This is a genomic window from Mycolicibacterium parafortuitum (assembly GCF_002086815.1).
Classification (GTDB): domain Bacteria; phylum Actinomycetota; class Actinomycetes; order Mycobacteriales; family Mycobacteriaceae; genus Mycobacterium; species Mycobacterium parafortuitum.
The window spans coordinates 64,624-81,819 of the sequence record NZ_MVID01000024.1 but is presented as its reverse complement, the minus strand read 5'-3'; the positions used below and the strand labels follow the sequence as shown (position 1 = coordinate 81,819).

Annotated in this window: 15 protein-coding genes; 4 read left to right on the top strand and 11 right to left on the bottom strand. The window is 67.0% G+C overall.

What is annotated here, in order from left to right; translation table 11 throughout:
* Positions 1–25 precede the first annotated feature (25 nt).
* From BST38_RS22065 to BST38_RS22045, 5 genes are all read right to left on the bottom strand, one after another.
* Complete coding sequence (locus tag BST38_RS22065) at positions 26–448, bottom strand: organic hydroperoxide resistance protein (RefSeq protein WP_083145617.1); 423 nt, start codon at positions 446–448, stop codon at positions 26–28.
* Between the two features lie 20 nt (positions 449–468).
* On the bottom strand, positions 469–891 hold the full coding sequence (locus tag BST38_RS22060) for a MarR family winged helix-turn-helix transcriptional regulator (protein ID WP_083145616.1): 423 nt from the start codon (positions 889–891) through the stop codon (positions 469–471).
* A 79-nt stretch (positions 892–970) separates the two neighbouring features.
* Positions 971–2,647, bottom strand: coding sequence for a PE-PPE domain-containing protein (locus BST38_RS22055; protein WP_110781855.1), 1,677 nt, complete (start codon positions 2,645–2,647; stop codon positions 971–973).
* A gap of 284 nt (positions 2,648–2,931) precedes the next feature.
* Positions 2,932–3,855, bottom strand: coding sequence for a DUF732 domain-containing protein (locus BST38_RS22050; RefSeq protein WP_083145645.1), 924 nt, complete (start codon positions 3,853–3,855; stop codon positions 2,932–2,934).
* A 14-nt stretch (positions 3,856–3,869) separates the two neighbouring features.
* Entirely contained in the window at positions 3,870–4,964 is a 1,095-nt protein-coding gene (locus BST38_RS22045) for a hypothetical protein (RefSeq protein WP_083145615.1), read from the bottom strand.
* 541 nt (positions 4,965–5,505) lie between these two features.
* Between BST38_RS22045 and BST38_RS22040 the strand changes: the two genes are divergently transcribed.
* Positions 5,506–5,814: a DUF732 domain-containing protein gene (locus tag BST38_RS22040; protein WP_237160879.1), complete on the top strand. Its 309-nt coding sequence runs from the start codon at positions 5,506–5,508 to the stop codon at positions 5,812–5,814.
* A gap of 25 nt (positions 5,815–5,839) precedes the next feature.
* Here the strand turns inward: BST38_RS22040 and BST38_RS22035 are convergent, their stop codons facing one another.
* Genes BST38_RS22035 through BST38_RS22015 form a run of 5 tightly spaced genes read right to left on the bottom strand, consistent with a single transcriptional unit; the run spans position 5,840 to position 13,568 of the window.
* Entirely contained in the window at positions 5,840–6,991 is a 1,152-nt protein-coding gene (locus BST38_RS22035; RefSeq protein WP_083145614.1) for a CaiB/BaiF CoA transferase family protein, read from the bottom strand.
* Between the two features lie 50 nt (positions 6,992–7,041).
* On the bottom strand, positions 7,042–8,196 hold the full coding sequence (locus tag BST38_RS22030) for a Wadjet anti-phage system protein JetD domain-containing protein (protein WP_083145613.1): 1,155 nt from the start codon (positions 8,194–8,196) through the stop codon (positions 7,042–7,044).
* Entirely contained in the window at positions 8,193–11,564 is a 3,372-nt protein-coding gene (locus BST38_RS22025; protein WP_083145612.1) for an ATP-binding protein, read from the bottom strand. The genes BST38_RS22030 and BST38_RS22025 overlap by 4 nt, the downstream gene beginning before the upstream one ends.
* Positions 11,557–12,132: a DUF4194 domain-containing protein gene (locus BST38_RS22020; protein ID WP_083145611.1), complete on the bottom strand. Its 576-nt coding sequence runs from the start codon at positions 12,130–12,132 to the stop codon at positions 11,557–11,559. The genes BST38_RS22025 and BST38_RS22020 overlap by 8 nt, the downstream gene beginning before the upstream one ends.
* Complete coding sequence (locus BST38_RS22015; protein WP_083145610.1) at positions 12,129–13,568, bottom strand: DUF3375 domain-containing protein; 1,440 nt, start codon at positions 13,566–13,568, stop codon at positions 12,129–12,131. Before BST38_RS22015 ends, BST38_RS22020 begins: the two co-directional genes overlap by 4 nt.
* A gap of 123 nt (positions 13,569–13,691) precedes the next feature.
* Here BST38_RS22015 and vapB point away from each other — a divergent pair, with 123 nt between their 5' ends.
* Complete coding sequence (gene vapB / locus BST38_RS22010; RefSeq protein ID WP_083145609.1) at positions 13,692–13,919, top strand: type II toxin-antitoxin system VapB family antitoxin; 228 nt, start codon at positions 13,692–13,694, stop codon at positions 13,917–13,919.
* Positions 13,910–14,323 (top strand): PIN domain nuclease, encoded by a 414-nt coding sequence (locus BST38_RS22005; RefSeq protein ID WP_083145608.1) that lies wholly within the window; start codon positions 13,910–13,912, stop codon positions 14,321–14,323. The genes vapB and BST38_RS22005 overlap by 10 nt, the downstream gene beginning before the upstream one ends.
* 22 nt (positions 14,324–14,345) lie before the next feature.
* Here BST38_RS22005 and BST38_RS22000 read toward each other — a convergent pair whose 3' ends face one another.
* Positions 14,346–16,073: a VanW family protein gene (locus tag BST38_RS22000; protein ID WP_083145607.1), complete on the bottom strand. Its 1,728-nt coding sequence runs from the start codon at positions 16,071–16,073 to the stop codon at positions 14,346–14,348.
* A gap of 191 nt (positions 16,074–16,264) precedes the next feature.
* Between BST38_RS22000 and BST38_RS21995 the strand changes: the two genes are divergently transcribed.
* Positions 16,265–17,188: a ribonuclease HI gene (locus BST38_RS21995; protein WP_083145606.1), complete on the top strand. Its 924-nt coding sequence runs from the start codon at positions 16,265–16,267 to the stop codon at positions 17,186–17,188.
* Positions 17,189–17,196 lie beyond the last annotated feature (8 nt).

Below are 17,196 nucleotides of genomic sequence, written 5' to 3'. Positions count from 1 at the left end.
TGCGAGCTGCCGAAACGCGTGCCGGTCAGTCGTCGGTGATGGTCAGCTTCACGTCGATGTTGCCGCGGGTCGCGTTGGAGTACGGGCACACCTGGTGGGCGGCCTCGGCCAACTGCTGGGCGGTGCCGGGATCGACGTTGGGCAGCGTGATCTCCAGCTCGACGGCCAGTCCGAAGCCGCCGTCGTCGTTGGAACCGAGGGTCACCTTCGCGCCCACGGCCGAGTCGGAGACGTCGGCCTTCTGCTGGCGCGCGACCAGGCGCAGCGCGGAGTGGTAGCAGGCCGCATAGCCGATCGCGAACAACTGTTCCGGGTTGGTGCCGACGCCCGTGCCGCCCATCTCCTTCGGAATGCTCAGCGTGACATCGACTTTGCCGTCGGAGGTGCGCCCGTGTCCGTCACGGCCTTCGCCGGTGGCCAGCGCTTCCGCGGTGTAGAGAGCCTTCATCGGGGTTTCCTTTCGTGGAGTCATTGCATTTGCCGCACAAGGTGTTTCAACGCGTCCCGCAGCTCGACGAGCTCGGTTTCGGAGGCTCCGGAACCGGCCAGCAGACGTTCGGGGACACAGGCCGCCCGGTCTTCCAGGCGGGTACCCGCCTCGGTCAGCGACACCTCGACGCGACGTTCGTCGTCGGCCGAGCGGCGGCGGGCCACCAGTCCGACGGCCTCCAGTCGCTTCAGCAACGGCGAGAGCGTGCCCGAATCGAGCTGCAACCGCTCCCCCAGGTGACTGACCGAGCAGGGGCCGTCCTCCCACAGCACCAACAGCACGAGGTACTGGGGATAGGTGATGCCGAGTTCGTCGAGCAGTGGCCGATAGGCGGCCGTGACCGTCCGCTGCGCCGTGTAGAGGGCGAAGCAGAGCTGGTCGTCGAGGCGGGCGGCATGCACGTTCCCGACAGTAGCGCGCAATTAAATTGTGCGCAATGTATTAGCGGCAGCGCAGGCTCTGGGCCTGCGGGGGCGGGTTCTAGGTCGCGACGTAGTACGTGGTGTTACCGACGACCGCGCGGACTTGCAGCGTGGTCACGTCGACGTCGTCGTAGGCGCCCGAGTGGTCGGTGAACATCCCGACGAACAGGCGGACCACGTCTTCGGCAATACGCTGCAGACTGGGCCAGTTCTCCCAGTTCGCCCAGCCGTCCCAGCGCTGGGCGATGTCGCGGACGGTGTACGCCGTGTTCTCGGGGGTCAGCGCGATCCGTAACCCGTTCCAGCCCATCCGGTCCGGGTTGGCGCCCAGCGCGCGACCCGGATTGCCCAGCAGCGTGAACCGGAGCCGGTCGGCGGGCGGCGCGTCGTGCAGGGTCGCATAGGTCGACAGCCACTCGCCGACGACCTGGGCGCCCTGCGACATCGCGATCACGTCGATCATCCCGGCGGTGGTGCGCAGCAACCGGTCGAGGTTGGCGGCGCCCTCGGTGATCGAACTCTGCCGCGCCGCGGCGGGATACGCCAGCGGAATCCAGGTGTTGCCTTCGGCTTTCGCGTAGCCCCGCAGGTAGTCGCCGGTGTCCTCCGGCCTGGTGCCGAGCCCGCCGATGGTGATGACGATCCTGCCCTCACCCTGCTCGGCCGGCGGCATCGGGTTCTGGGCGTCCGCGGGCGTCCGGTCCTTGGGAACGGTCGGGGGGCGCGAGCCCAGGGTCTTGATCGGCTTGATCGTGACCGTGACCGGGACGGCGACGACGTTGCCGCTGCCGTCGTCGACGGTGATGGTGAAGGTGTCGGTCTTGTCGGCCGCGGTCGCGGCGGCGGCACCCGCGGCTCGGCGCGCGGCAACGGTCGGGGTGTAGCTGAACCGGCCCCAACTCGTCACGGACACAGCACCTTTGGCGGCGGGGTCGACCCGGTAGACGAGCCGGTCGCCGTCGGGGTCGGTGGCGTTGACGCGGCCCCAGACGGAGCCGAACCAGCCGGGGGTGTGGACCGCCGGATCGGCGACGGGCGCGGCATTGACGGGCGTGGTGGCCGGGACATCCGGAACCTGCGGGACGACCGGGGTTTCCGGTGCGGTGGCGCCGGGCTTTTGGGGCGCAGCGGGTTTGGCCGGGGTCGCACCGATGTCGGAGCGGCCGAGCTGGCGCCACGCCGCGGACAGCAGCACCCACAGCGACGTGGTCTGCGCGGGGGCGGTGGGCACGGTCGCGGTGTCCGGGGTCGGCGCCGGTGGGTCGGACACTGGCACCGAGACGGTGTCGGCGGGCTCCGGCGCGGGTGGATCGGAGTCCGGGGCCGGCGCGGTGTCGTCGTCGGATGGGGCATCGACCGGTTCGTCGTCGGGCTCGGCATCGTCGGTGGGGGCAGCGTCGGTGGGGTCGTCCGCGCGCTCGCCACGGCCGGCGCTGGACAACGTCGGCTTGGTGCGGGACCGGCGCGGCGATTCCGACTCGGCGTCGTCGTCGGACTCGGCCTTCGGCGTCTTCGCGGTGGCGCTGTCGTCGGCGCGGTCGTCGGCGCCGCGGTCAGCCGAGGACTTCTTGGACTGGCTTGCCGACGAGCTGTCGGCGGAGGAGGCGCCGGCGGAACCGCTGCTGGAAGCCGTCTCGTCGGCGGATGCGATGCCGGGCGCGGCGCCGAGCCCGATGCCGACGCCAAGCGCTATCGCGAGCGCCCCAACACGCCCGACGTTTCTTGCATAACTCATGTAAAGCCTTCCCCCGCGGGCCACCCCGTAGCCACGTTGGGAGTCAATATTTTCTTACCCGTTAATACGGAGCGAGGGTTTCAGCTAAAAATTAGCAAGACCGTAAAAGTATTGTGACCTTGCCATACAGGCGACTTTGTCGCGCCTCAAGCGCTGAGCTGGGCTTTCACTTGAAAAACTGTGTCGAAGGTCACAGTTTGAAAACGGGCGATTTCGGGTTCCGCGGCGGCCGTTGCCGCGCCGACGAGGCCGGCTCCGGCTTCGGATTCGTTGCTGGAGGCGGGTCAGCCCAGGGTCAGCGCCACTCCCCCGACCCGAAGATCGGCGAACGAATAGCTCAACTCCCCGCGCTTGCCTACGGCCACCACATAGCGGTCCTGCCCTTCGGTGACCTCGAAGCTGAAGCTGAAGGTGCACCGGAAACGCCCGCCCTGACCGTCCTCGAGGTAGGTCGTGGTGAGGATCTCGCCCTTGCCGTTCTTCACCGTCACCGGCGTCCCCGGATGGACGTCGGCGAACCCGCCGGCGCCGACGCACGACGACCCGTCCACCTCGATCGCCGGGAGGTACGGGTTCGGGTCCTCGTCGTTGAGGGTGAAGCTTCCGGTGATGGTCGCCGTCTCGAGCACGTGGAATCCGTCGACGAACTTTGGGCAGAAGAACTGCACTGCGACTTCGTCGGCCGGCATCCCCTGCTGGGGTCCGCCTTCTTCGAGGGTCCGGCAGACCTGCTTGCCGTGCGCGACGGCGTTCGCGTCGGAGTTGAACTCCGCCGAGTACCCCGTTTGCTTCAGCGCGACGAGGTAGCGGTCGTCGGCCGTGGTCCGGTCGCGGGTCAGGTACGCATACGCCCCGATACCGGCACCGGTGACCGCGAGCACCGCCGCGACGGCGGCGACGACGATCCAGCGTTGCCGCGTGTGCGGTTTCGCGGCCGAAACAGGCTCGGCACCAACGCTATCCAGTTGTTGTTTGCCCATCGGGTCGAGTCCTTCGACACCGCCGTCGCGGACCAGATCGGTGGGCTGGCCGCCGACGAAGTACCGGCCCTCGTGCCGGCCCGCCGGATCCGGCTGCCAACCACCGCCTGCCCCACCCGACGGCGTGTACGCGGATTCGTGCCAGGTACCGCCGACGTTGACCGCGCCGCACGAATTGCAGTGCATGGCGTCGGTGAGCGCGCCGCCGCAGAACACACAGAAGCTCATCTCGGTGCCCCCACTCACTTCCGGTACGCCGTGGTGCCCTCGACACCGAACAGCGAGCTGACGAACTTGGCGAAACAGTCGTCGACGCCAATCCGCTGGGCGTCGCACCAGGCATTGGCCTCGGCCGGCGAGAGTTTCGGCTGCCCGACGACGGTCACCCAGAAGTCCCCCGAACTGAATGTCGTCCACTGCCCCGAGGACAGCAGCCGCACGTTGTTGTACTTGTCCCGCAGCGCAAGGTGATTGCGCAGCACGTCGGTGCTGGTGAGTGTCCGGCCGTCGACGACCAGGCCGGCCTTCTTCGCACCGATCTGCGGTATCCAGCGATTCGCGAGCGACCCGGAGACGTACGCGTAGTCGGCATCCCGCAGTTCGCGCAACACCGCTTCGGCCACGCCGTCGATGCTGCCGTGTTCCGGTTCGGCGACCGTGTGCGCGACCACGCGTTGCGACCCCGACGTCGCCGAAGCACTGGTCACCTCGTTGTCGTCGCCGGAATGGAAGACGAGTTGTGGTGCACCGGAGAACATCTCGGTGGTGCGCCAGTACGTCCCGGCGGGGAACACCAGCGTGCGGCGGACCGTCTCGCCGGGTTTCATCGTCACCGGTGCCGCGGAGAAGTCGAACAGGCCTGCCGCGATGTCGCGCTGACCGTCGGCGACGGTGATCCGCGCCGACGACGCGGCTTCGGTGTTGCCGCCCGGGCACTGCGACATGAACGCGGCGGCGACGGTCAGACCGTCGGGGGTCATGTCGACGGACTCGGCCTGGACCAGCGGCGCCGTCGTGCAGGCCGGGACGATGCCGGCCGGACTGGCCGTCCCGGCCGTGAATCCGCCGGCCTGTGGCGTGGCCGCTTCGTCGGTCGAGGAGCCCACCAGCAGCACTCCGGCCGTGACAGCGACGGCGACCACGACCACCGCCGCGACCACGCCGCCGATCAGCCACCCGCGGCGCCGACTCGGAGACGCCGACTCGACCATCCCGTCGTCGGGATAGGCCACGGCTCCGATCGGGGAACCGCACTGCCCGCAGAACCGGTAATGCCAGGCGTTGGCGTGCCCCTGCGGGCAGACCACCAACGGTGTTCCGTCGAACTCACCACTCATTCTCGATCCCCCGCAATCTCGCCCGGGTGTGAGCCTGCGCCCCTACCCGACCTGTGCGCCCGCAATGCGCGGCGCCTCCCCCGTACCTGCGCACTGTTTGCCCTCAAGCATCAAGCGGCAGCCTTGCGACTGATGATCCGCCTCCCCACCGACAAAGGGAATCGGGGATGTCCCGCGACATTGCGGCAATCAAGCATCAATTGCCCGATCTGCACCATGAGTCACATCCGCCACGCTCAACCCCTCGTCAGCGCGACGCTGCCCGAAACTCCCCGATCCCCGCGCGGCGCGGTGAACCTGCACCGTGTCTGCGATGTCTTCTGTCGCACGGACTCGCCGTAGCGTTACACACCGAGGCGTATCGCGCCGCGCAACGTCCCGTTCTCTTCCGTGTGCAACCTTCGCTGGGGGCCGCGTCCTGAAGGGCTGGGCGTTGTCACACATCGGAGCTACGCTTGCCCGCAGATACGCCTCCGGCAACGAAAGACCCCGGGTCAACGACATTTGCCAGCCCGTCTACGGCTGCGGATACAGGGATGACATGAAGATCTCCACAATGCTCGGCACCATCGCGGGGCTGGCGGTGACCACGGCGGTGGGCCTCGCCGCACCCGCGGGCGCGGCGCCCCAGGATGCCGCGTTTCTCAACCGGCTGCAGCAGGTGGGGATCACGGTCTTCAATTCGTACACGACCATCCAGGGCGCATACGCGATCTGCCGCGAACTCGACCTCGGCACGCCGCATTCGCGCGTCGTCGCATTGGTGTTGGCTGCCAACTCTGATCTGGACTGGGAAAGCGCCGCGGATTACGTCGTCCTCGCGAACATGACGTACTGCCCGCCCAGGTGACGCACGAATCTCTCGGCATCACAGCCTAATTCGTCGGCGCGACGCCGATCTCGGCGAGCACCTCGGCGGTGTGCTCCCCCAGCCGGGGCGCGCGGCCCCGCACCCGCCCCGGTGTGCGGGAGAAGCCGGTCGGGACACCGGGAAAACGCACAGGACCGTGCTCGGTCTCCACGGTTTCGAAGAAGCCGACGGCCTCGAGGTGGGGATCGGTGAACAGGTCGTCGGTGCTGCGCAACGGTGAGGCCGGGATGCCGAGTTCGTCGAACAACGCCAACCACTCCGCGGTGGTCCGGGTGCGGAGAACATCGCCGATCAGGCCGTAGACGGTGTCGATGTCGGCGGCGCGGGCGGCCATCGTCGCGTAGCGGTCGGTGTCCCAATCCGGTTGCACCGCATCGACGAACGCGTGCCACTGCTTGTCGTTGTAGATCAGTGCGGCGATATGCCCGTCACGGGTCTGATAGGGGCGGCGGTTGCGGGCGACCGTGCGGGGATACAGCGCCGGCCCCAGGGGCGGGTCGAACATCGCGCCGTTGGCGTGCTCGACCAACATGAACGCCGCCATCGTCTCGAACATCGGCACTTCGACTTCCTGGCCCTCACCGGTGCGGGCCCGGTGGAACAGCGCCATCATCGTCGCGTTCAGCGCGGTCAATCCGCACACCTTGTCGGCCATGATCGAGCCGACGTATCCGGCTGTGCCGGTGAGCTCTTCCTGCACCGCGGCCAGTCCGCACTCGGCCTGGATGGTGTCGTCGTAGGCGGGTCGGGCCGCGTATGGTCCGCTGCGGCCGTAGCCGTAGCAGTTGGTGTAGACGATCGACGGGTTGAGCGCGGCGACGGCCGGATAATCGAAACCGAGTTTGGCGATCGCGGCGGCACGCATCGAGTGGATGAAGACGTCGGCCTGCTTTATGAGCGCGCGCAAGGCCTGCGTGCCGACCTCGGTCTGCAAGTCGAGCACGACGCTGCGCTTGCCGCGGTTGACGTTGGTGAACACGCCGCTGAGCCCGGGCTCGGGGCCGACGGAGATGTAGCGCGCGTTGTCGCCCTGCGGCGCCTCGACTTTGACGACGTCGGCGCCCATGTCGGCCATCATCTGAGTGCAGTACGGCCCCGCGACGACGGCGGTCAGGTCGACGACTTTCACTCCGGACAACGGTCCCGCAGAAGGCATGGCGGGAACCCTATCCGCACCGCACGCGTGTAGGCGCAAGGGCCCGCGCATCACACGGTCCCATGGAGGTGCTCCTCGGCCCAGCTCCAATCGACGCGCTCCTGTTCGAGGCGCACCCGGTCACCCACGACCGCCTCCACCAGGTCCGTATAGAGGTTCGACTCTTCGGGCGTCAGGCGCGTAAGCGCCGACCTCGCTGGCCGCTCTTCTGTCACCCACCGATCGCGATGCGCCATCAGGGTCCTCCGATCCATCAACACCGACCGCGCCGCCGGCAGCCACGCCCGCAGCCGGTCCAATATCGCGAATCCATGGGTGTCGATATCTCCCCAGTAGACGACCTCAGCACCTCGCAGCCACGGCAAGCGGCCGATATTGTCAACATCGAAGCCCTTACCCCACAGGACTATTCCGCCATCTGGAACATCGACGCTCAGGTAGCTGATCTCGTTTTCGACGATGACCGCAACCCGCGGCCGCATCTGAAGTCGGGCGAGTTCGTCAGCGCGCACTGCCAGTTCGGTGAGCGCCGCGGGCAGGCCCAGCGACGGCGACGGCCGTAACCGGACCAGAGCAGGTTTGGGCCGCAGGCCGAGTTCGCGCAGGAACCCCGACGATGACGCCGCGACCCCCAACATGGCCGCCAACTCCGATCGGTGTCGCTCGACGAACTTGGTGTCCACTCCAGGCGCGCTGATCTCACGGAGATAGCGGCGCGACTCCCGGTGCATGTCGAGCCATTCGTACGCGGCGATCAGTTGCGGCATCTGCGGCGTCAACGTCAGAGCCTGGTGCGGATGCTCAGTGATCCATTCCCGCACCCGCGGTTGCGGACGGGACGCCTCCAGAAGGTCGTCGAAACGACGCACTGTTTCGGTCACGCCGAGTAGGGCCCACACCTGGTCGCGTCGACGTAGCACCGCTCGGGCAGGTAGTTCGTTGCGGCCGATCTTCCTGCCTCCAACTGATTTCCACTCCAGCTCGTAGCAGGTATCGTTGCGCCGCCCGGCATCCAATGCGGCTACCCACTCCCGTACAGCGGCAATGTCATCGCCGATCGCAGCCGGCGCGGGACCGCGCAGCGGCACGTCAACCGGCCCGAACGGTTCGTCCTTGGCGTGAGCCGTCAGCAGCGAGCCGTCGTCCCACCGCCGCCTGAGCCTTGTGACGATGTCACCGACCGTGGTCCATCCAGGTGAACTCACCGTCGTGGCCGGTCTCGCCGGTCCCGGTATTCCTCGATGGTCATCGTCTGCAACCGTGAGAAGGTTCCAGTCGGATTGTCGACGATCCCAATCGATTTCACGTACGGCTCGATGACATGCACCTTCTGCAGAGGGGTCACGATCAGCAGCTGCAATCCCAGTGTCGCGAACAGATCGAGGGCATACCGTGTGGATACATCGGAGCCCCGCCCGAATGCCTCGTCGATGACAGCGAAGCGAAAGTCGCGGGATCGTTCGACGCCCCATTCCAGTCCGAACTGGTAGGCCAGCGAGGCCGCGAGAATGGTGTAGGCCAGCTTCTCTTTCTGCCCACCGGACTTGCCATCGGAGTCGCTGTAGTGCTCCCACTCGACGTCGGTGTCGACATCACGCTCGGAGGCCGAGAACACGAACCAGTTTCGCACGTCGGTAACGCGGCGGGTCCAGTTCTTGTCCGACTCTGCGTAACCGTCGCGCCCCCGGAAGCGCTCGATGATCCGCTTCACGTCCAGGAATCGCTGTTCGGAATACTGGTCGCCGTCGACGGTGAGTGCGTCGTTGGTGAGGCTGCGGAGATCCGAGCGGAACTGCGCGACATCCTGATTGCTGGTCGGTTCCTTTTCCAATTTGATGTATCGGCCCGGGTTGTAAGGCACCGCACCCAGGGCCTCGTTGATTCGGCCGACGCGCTCGTCGATGGCGGTCGCCTGCCGGCCCAACCAGTTGTTGAACCCTGCCAATTCTTGGATGGCGTTCTTGTTGAGCTGTTCTTTGAACTCGCTTTCGAACCGGGGCAGGTCGTCGGTGGCGACCCGCTCCCGGAAGGCCAAAAAGTCTGCTCGGGATTCGACATTGACGTCCATGTCGGCCCGCAGTTCCTGCCATCGGTTCAGGACCGCCGTCATGTGCTGGGTCAGGTTCAACGCGTGCCCGTTGAGCTGACCGGACAATCTCTCGATACGCCGGTGCAGGTCTTCAGACAATGCCGACTCGGAGGTGGCGCAGTCCGCGGGGTGGGCGGGCGGGTTATCCGCCAGTCGTGCAGTCAGAGCCGGGTACGACGCGCGGGCCTTCTCTCGTTGATCCGGCGCTTGCGCGGCGACGAACGCGTCGTCGCGGTTCTGCTCCTGCTGTGCCTGATTCATTCTCGTCTGTGCGGTCGCCAACGTGCCGGTGAGCTTCTTGATCAGATCAGCCACCGCGGCGGCGTTGCCGGCGTTGCGCTCAAGCGCCTGCGTGATCTCCACCAGTCGGGTCGATCCGGCCTGAATCCGAATTCGTTCCGCGTCATAGGATTCTGCCCGTGATTGTGCCTCTTCGGCATCGATCTCACTCCAGGATCGGAACCCCTCGACACTGCGCAACGCTTCCAGTCTGCTCTGCACGGCGTCGCGCTCGTTCACGAACCGTGCGGCTTCGGCCGCCGCGTCGTCCCGTCGGGCTTCCAACTCGGCCAGTTCGGCACGCATCGCGGCGATCTTGCGTTCGTTGACCCAGCCCAGCACCCAACGCCTGGGATCGTCGACTCGGTGACGGTCGTCCTTCTCATGACGGTCTCCCGAACGCACCTGGCCTTCGCGGGTGACCGCGCGACGCTCGGCGCGGAACTCATCAAGCGTTGCTGCACAGCGGAAGTCGGCGCGCTTCATCAGCTCGGCGCGCAGGTACTCCTCGAACTGCCCGTCTCGGACTTCAATGCAGTCGGCCAGCATCAAGCCGTCGTGTGCCGTCGGTTGCAGTCGCACCCGATACTGGGGGACGCGTTCGTAGACCAGTTTTGCCCCGCGGCCGCCGAAGGAGAGCCTGCGCCCGTTCACCCAAGCGGTGACCGCGTCGTAATGCCGTTGCGGCACCAGCAACGACAACGCGAACCCGCGCAGCACGCGTTCAGCGGCACCCCGCCACTGCGCATGATCGTCGTGGACATCGAGCAGCTCACCGGCATAAGGCACGTCTTCCGGTGTCAACCCCAGCGCCGCGCACATCTCGGCCCGCACCATCACCTGCTCCTGCGGCAGGTTGTCGGTGCGCTGCTCCAGACTTGCTACCTCCCCGGCGATCGCGTCGCATCTGCGTTGGTGCTCCCGCTCACGACCGATCGCGTCGACTGTCGCGATGTCGAGGTCACGTTTCGCATCGGTCAGCTGGAGGCGTTCGGCGGCGACCTTGGCGCCGAGGGCGGCGAACGCGTCACCGTCGGCGACAGGCTCGAGGCCGGCCTCTGCCACCGCGGCGTCAAACAATGCCTTTGTCTGGCTTCGCGCATTCGCCTCCCCGCGGGCATCAGCGGCGAGTCGCTCCAGCTCGCCGATCCGGTCTCCGCCCGCTTTGGCGCGCTCCTCGATCAGTGAGTCGCGCTCGTGGCCGAACCTTCGCTGTTCGGCTTCGGCGGTGTCCAACTGGGTCATCAGCGACGCGCCGTCGGCTTCCAGCCGAGTGATCTCGTCGGCAAGCAATCCGGAGCGCAACTCGGCGATGAACAGGCGTACCGCCGCGCGCTCGAGCTCCAGCCCCGCGCGTTCCGTGAGAGTGGCGTCGTATTTCGCCGCGGTATCCACGATCGGCTGCAACGCCTCGAGTTGCTCGCGGGCGCGTTTGACGGCGTCGTGAGCTTTCGTCAAATCCTCAAAGTGAACGATGATTTCGCGGACACGCTCCGTTGAATCGCTGGGTTCGAGCATATGGTCGCGAACGAAATCATTCAGGTTCCCGACCGATTTCATCGACACGGTCTGGTGGAACAGTTCGAGGGCCTGCTCAGAACGGATACCGAGCAGTCGACGCAATGAGGTGGAGTACTTCGGGAACTCATCGAAGATCTCGGCCCCGGCACCACGCAACCGCCTGCGCAGGTCGCGGAGGTCGGTGCCGAAATCGGCGAAATCGGTCGCGATGGACAGTTCCTTGGTGGCGGTCACAAAGAATCGATAGGGCTGCCCGGTGCTCTCACGCTGCTGGAACACCTGAGCCAGAGTGACTGTCTCGTCGTAGCCGTGGTTGCGGAACACACCGAGAATCACCGAGTAGGTGCGCTTGTTCTCCCGTAGACCTTTCGGGCGCGATCTACCGGTGGATTCGTTGCGCTCGGATTTGTAATGGCCTTCGACGTAGGAGCGCAGTGTGCGCTCTTTGGCGTCGGCGCCGGCGGCCTTATTGTAGGCGGCCTTGTGCGCCGGGACCAGCATGGTGGTCAGCGCATCGACGATCGTCGATTTTCCGGATCCGATGTCGCCGGTCAGCAACCCTGTGTCGGTGCCGGGGGTGAACCGCCAGGCATGGCCGTCGAACGTTCCCCAGTTGTAGACCTCGGCGGACTGGAGTCGGTATCCCGCGCCGGGTTGGATTGCATCGCAAGGTGGTTCATTCATCGGAGGCCGCTCCGGCGTATTCACGAAGTTTGGAAGCGAAATCGTTCAGAGTCTGGGCGTCGACGTAGGCCTTGAGGATGCGTCTTACCTCCCAATGGTCGCGCTGGCCCCGAAGCTGACGCAGGAAACCGAGTTCGGCCGCCTTCTTGATGGTGGTCTCGGCCTGGTCGACGACGCGCGCATCGTTGGTGGAGTCGGCCTGGAAGAGCCGCAGCATCTCGACGATCTGCTCGGTGCTCAACACCAAGCGGCCCTCGCCGCCGCTGGTCTCGAACTCGACGAGTCGTTTGCGCAACAGCACCAGAAGCAGGCTGACGTTGTAGGTCAGGGCGCGCCTGCGCACCAGTCGCGGCAACGCCTCGTCGTTGTCGTCTTCTGGACGTGTGCGCAGGTACGCGTAGCCCTCGGTGTCGTCGATCACGACGTCGACGCCGATGGTCGAGAAGTGGTCGCGGACGCCGGCACCCAGCCGTTCCAGTGTGAGCCAGGTGTCCTCGTCGGATGTCCGGTAGACGACGCCCTGCATGAGTCTGATGATGGCCGACGCGACGGCACGGTCGTTACTCATGGTCGTCGGCTCCCGCGCCGTCGCACCGTCACCTTCGGTAGGCGGGCGCGCTTGATGACGTCGGGATTGGCCGGGTCGGGATAGTCCAGCACTGTCTCATCGGTGTCATCCATGTCGATGCTGACCTCGTCGTCGTTGAGAGCCAGATAACCGACGATCTCTGCGGCACCCTGTTCGATGGGATGCACAGCGATGACGTCGGACAGCAACGCCGACGAGTTCTCGGGCAGAACGGCACGGATGGTCTCGGCCAGCCGAATCTGGTCGATGTAGGTCTGGGTGAACAGCAGGTCGGCGTCGACATGGTCGGTGCCATCGGCGATACCGCTCTCGACCGCCACAGCGACCGGCGTTTGGTAGAGCGGGCGCTCGAACGGCAGGGCGATATCGACTCCCGGTTCGTCGACCTCGAGGCCGAACGACGGCGGGGTGTCGCGAACATCAAGGGCAGCGGCCTCAACCGCCCTCACCAGATCGAGCACCCGCCGATTCTCCAGCCATACCTGGTCGTCAAGAAACCGACGAAGCTGCTCGGAGATTTGGCGAACAGTGCGCTGCGCGCGGTCGGCAGCCTCGGACCAGTCGTGGTGGATACCCCTGATCCGCTCGTCGGCGTCGACGCTGTCCAGGGCGGTCACCTTGGCGAGCAAGTCGGCAAGCTCGGTTTGGCGCTGCTCGGACAATAAGAAGTCGAAGAATGCCTGAAAGCTGCGCCCCTGGTCAGAGCCGGCGATCTCGGAGCGACTGCCGATCAGCTCGGCCAGCAGTTCTCCTTTTGATCCATCCCAGGAGGCGATCTTCTCCCGAGCCGCCCGGTCCAGAAGGCGGAAGTTCTCCTCGACCTCGCGGAAATCGGACAACAACTCGCGCGCGGTGGTCGACAGCTGTTGATAGCGGTCGCGAATTCCGGTGGCGTCCAGGATGGCAACGTGCCCGGCCTCGACCGCCGCGATTTCGGCGTCGAGCTCATCGCGACGACGACGCAAATCGGCCAGCCGGACTTCGGGCTCCGTCTCGGTGCCCTGCACGATCTGACGCAGCAACGCCACCACCGTGTGCAACCGGGATTCGGTACCGACAAAGGATCTGGCTCGTAGGCTGTTAACCCAGGCGTAGGCCTTTTCGAATGCCGGGGTCGCTTCATAGTGGACCTCGTCATCGCCGGGCGGGTAGAACCGCCTGAGGTATCCCGCGTCGTCGGCGGCCCAGTCCTCCAAATAGGCTCGGGGCTGTTTCGGGTAGCGCACTTCGTCGGTGTTCAGCGCGTAGAGGTGGTCGTCCAGGGCGTCGGCGAGTGCACTGGCGGAGCATGCGCCGCGGTTGCCTTCGACGAAGAACTGGCCGAGGAAGGACAGGACCAGCGCGGCATTACCCGCGCGCAACAGGCGCCAAGCGGGGTGTCGCTCGCGCAGTGTGGTCAGGGCCGCATAGTCCACGACCTTGAGACTAGGGAGGCGCGGCGACAAGTTCCTGCCAGGAATCGCCGACTATCACACCGTCCCACCGCGTCGCCCGCGCAGAACCGCGTACGATATCAGTGATATCGGGAGGTCAGTCGGATGGCAGACATATTGATCAGAGATTTGTCGGACGCCGCCGTGGCTCATATCGACGCCACCGCCGCGGCACAGGGCCTGTCGCGGCAGGAGTACCTCAGGCGACGCTTCGAGGCCGAACGCCCTCACGGCGAACCTCGCCGTGGGTTGACGATCGACGATCTCCGCCGCGCGGCGCGCGCGGCCTCCGACCTCGATAACCCCGAGGTGATGGACCGAGCGTGGCGGTGAGGCCATGGCTGATCGATAAGTCGGCGTACACGCGGCTCGCGGACTCACCCGACGTCGATACCTGGATGCAGCGCATCGAACGCGGACTGGTCCGCATCAGCACGGTGACCCGCCTCGAAATCGGTTATTCGTTCCGCACAGCAGCGGAGGCGCACTCCGAAGTGATGTCGCCGCCCTTGGTGCTCATGCCGATCGAGTACGTCACGCCGGCCATCGAGGATCGCGCCCGCGAGATACAACTCAACTTGGCTGACCGCGGACAGCATCGGGCACCGTCGATTCCCGACCTGTTGATCGCAGCCACAGCGGAAATGTCCGGGCTGACGGTCCTCAGCGTTGACAAGGATTTCAGCCTGATCGCTGACATCACGGGGCAACCGATCGAGACGCTTCGAATGGCGTGACTGCCGCACGCACGGCCCGTATTCAGCCCCCACACACCACCTTCGGGATCGGGTCGTACCGCACGGTGTGCGATTCGGTGCGGGTGTCGCCGGTGGCGATGTCGCGCAGGGTGCGGGTGTCGGTGATGGTGAATCCCGGTGCGCCGCCGCTGGCGCTGCACGATTCGCCGGCCGGGATGGTGATGGTGCGCGGGCTGGTCGGTTTCGATCGTGGACTCTGCGCCGAGGACACCTCGTAGCGCTTGATACCGAGGATTCGCACGGTGATCGACCCCGACGTCCACACCGTCTGGATCTGCACCGGGGTGGGCCCGTCGTTGCGGAACTTCACGTCGATCTCGTCGCCGAACACGGTGGCCTCCCGGCCCGCCGGATAGCGGCTGATGTAGTAGCTGTGCTCCTGGTGCTCGACGAGCTCAAGACCCGCGAAGTACGCGGCGTTGAACAGCGTCGTAGCCACCTGGGACACGCCCCCGCCGACGCCGGTGTCGGGGCGGCCGTTGAGGATGATGCCGGACTCGACGTAGCCGTTGGCCGCGGTGCGCGGGTTGGTGGCAGCGTTGAGGCTGAACGTCTCCCCCGGCGCGACCACGATGCCGTCGATAGCCCCGGCCGCACGTTTGATGTTCACGCCGGAGGCTCCGGAGAAACCGGAGGTCTGGAATTCGCCGATCACCTCGACCGGGCCCAGCGCCTCGATGTCGGCGGTGGTGAAGCTGGCCGGGTCGTCGACGTAGACGGCCTCGAGCTCCCGGTCACTGGTCTCGGTCAGCACGTCCATCACGTCGAGGAGGGTCTCGTCGTAGTCGATGCGGCGGCCGTCCTGCGACGGCACCTTCTGCGCCGGTGTCGCGGCGAAGTCGATGGTGGCCTCGCGCACCGGGATCTCCGACTCGGCCAACTGAGGCCGCGCCGCTTCGGCAAGGACGTGGCGGTCGACGGTGGCGGTGATCTCGCCGTCCTCGGCTTCGAACGTCAGGGCGCTGGCGATGACGGCCGTTCCGATGGTGGCGCGGGCGTCGTCGTCGCCAGTGATGATCAGCGGCCCGGACACCGCGGGCGCGGCGAGGTCGGCGACGGCGGCATCGACGTCGGACGCCGTTGTGCGGGGCGCCGATTCGACGACGGGGAGGTCGATGGTGGTGCCGGCGGCCCAGTCGCGCTTGAGCAGTGCCGCGGCGGCGTCGACGTCGAGGTGGCGGCCGTTCTCCGGGTAGACGGCGACGGGCTCGTCCCCGTCGAAGCGCACGGTGCCTTCGGCCGGGTCCCGCTCGATGCGGGCGTCCAGGTCATCGAGTGCCGCGGTGAGCGCCGCGTCGTCGGCGGTGGAGACGACGCCGATCTCCCGGGTGGTGAACAGCGACGTCAGCCGGGTGAGCGGGTTCAGCGGCTGGGCGGCGGCCTGCTCGACGGTGGCGGTCCAGTCGACGGACAGCCCGGCGGGCTCCGGGTCGATGGTGGCACGCTGGTCGGCGGCGGTGACGGGGATCGGCCGGGTGATGCGCGGGCTGACGGCCGCGCGCAGCAGTTGCTCGGCGTCACGCAGCGTCATCCCGCCGATGGCGACCCCGGCCGCGGTCGTCCCCCGCGCCACGCGGTCTTTGCTGTACACCAGGTCGGCGAGGTAGACGACGGCCAGCAGCGCGAACGGCGCCGCGATCAGGGCCGGCAGCAGCCTGCGGCGCAGGCGTGCATCCGTCGCGGGCGCGGTCGCGTCGATGACCTGTGGTTGTGCCCTGTCGGCCTGCATGCTTGTCGATCCTTAACCCGTCGGCGGCGCTGCTCCGTGCGTGTTCCTACGCCGCGCGCTGCCACCCAGCCTAGCGATGCGGCACCCCCACCGCTCTGGGCGCGATTTGCTGACCGACGGCGACCACCGGAACTTGTCGGTGCCCGCTCCTACAGTGACGCTCCACGATCCAACCTGGGGAGGAGACGGAGATGGCACCTAAGCCTGGGGGCAGTTCTCGACCGATCGACATCGTGCCGGCGCGGCCGCGGCCGGTGATGTCGGTGGCGGTGGCCGTCGGAGGGCGCGGCCGGTCGGTGTTCGCGTACTCGGCCTGCGCCGAGGGGCACCGGTGGTCGGGGACGGTGGAGGCCGAGTCGGTCGACACCGCGGTGCTCGACGTGATCCGCCGGATCCGGGACGGGTCGGACGCGGGGCGGATCCGGTTCGTGGTGCAGGTGCCGGTGCGCAGCGCGTTGTGGGCGCTGCGCGACGAGGTCGCGCTGCTGATCCCGGGGGTGTGGATCGAGCGGCCGCGGCTGTCGGACGAGACGCTGGTGCGCCGCGCGTGTGCGGGGCTGCGGGAGGTGACGGTGCCCGGGCCGCCGGTATGCGTCGCGACCGACGGGTCGGTGCGCGGCCGCTACACCGGCTACGGCTGGCTGGCGGATACGGGTGAGTACGGGCTGCAGGGGTTCCGGCATTCGCAGAAACTGATCGGCCCGCAGGTGGTGCTGGTCGCGGAGTTGCGGGCGATCGGGGCGGCGGTGCAGAGGCTGCGCGGTCGCGACATCACGGTGCTCAGCGACAGCAAGATCGCGATCGGGATGGCGATGCGCTGGAAGGCAGGCGATTTCGTGCTTCCCGAGGGCTATCAGGTGTTCCGGGAGAGCGGTAAGACGCCCGGTCTGGTGCGCGCGCAGCAGATGATCTTCGAGGAGCGAGAGCGCATCACGCTGGGGTGGGTACGCGGGCACCGCGGTGAACCGTTGAACGAGGGCGCCGACGCGCTGGCCCGGTTGGCGTCGCGGTACGCGTTGGGCGACAACGCTCTTGACGGTGCGGAGTATCACCGCCGCGCTGAGGACCTGGCGGCGACGTTCTCCCGTGAGTTCAACCGGGCGCGGACGGCGTAGGGGTTCCG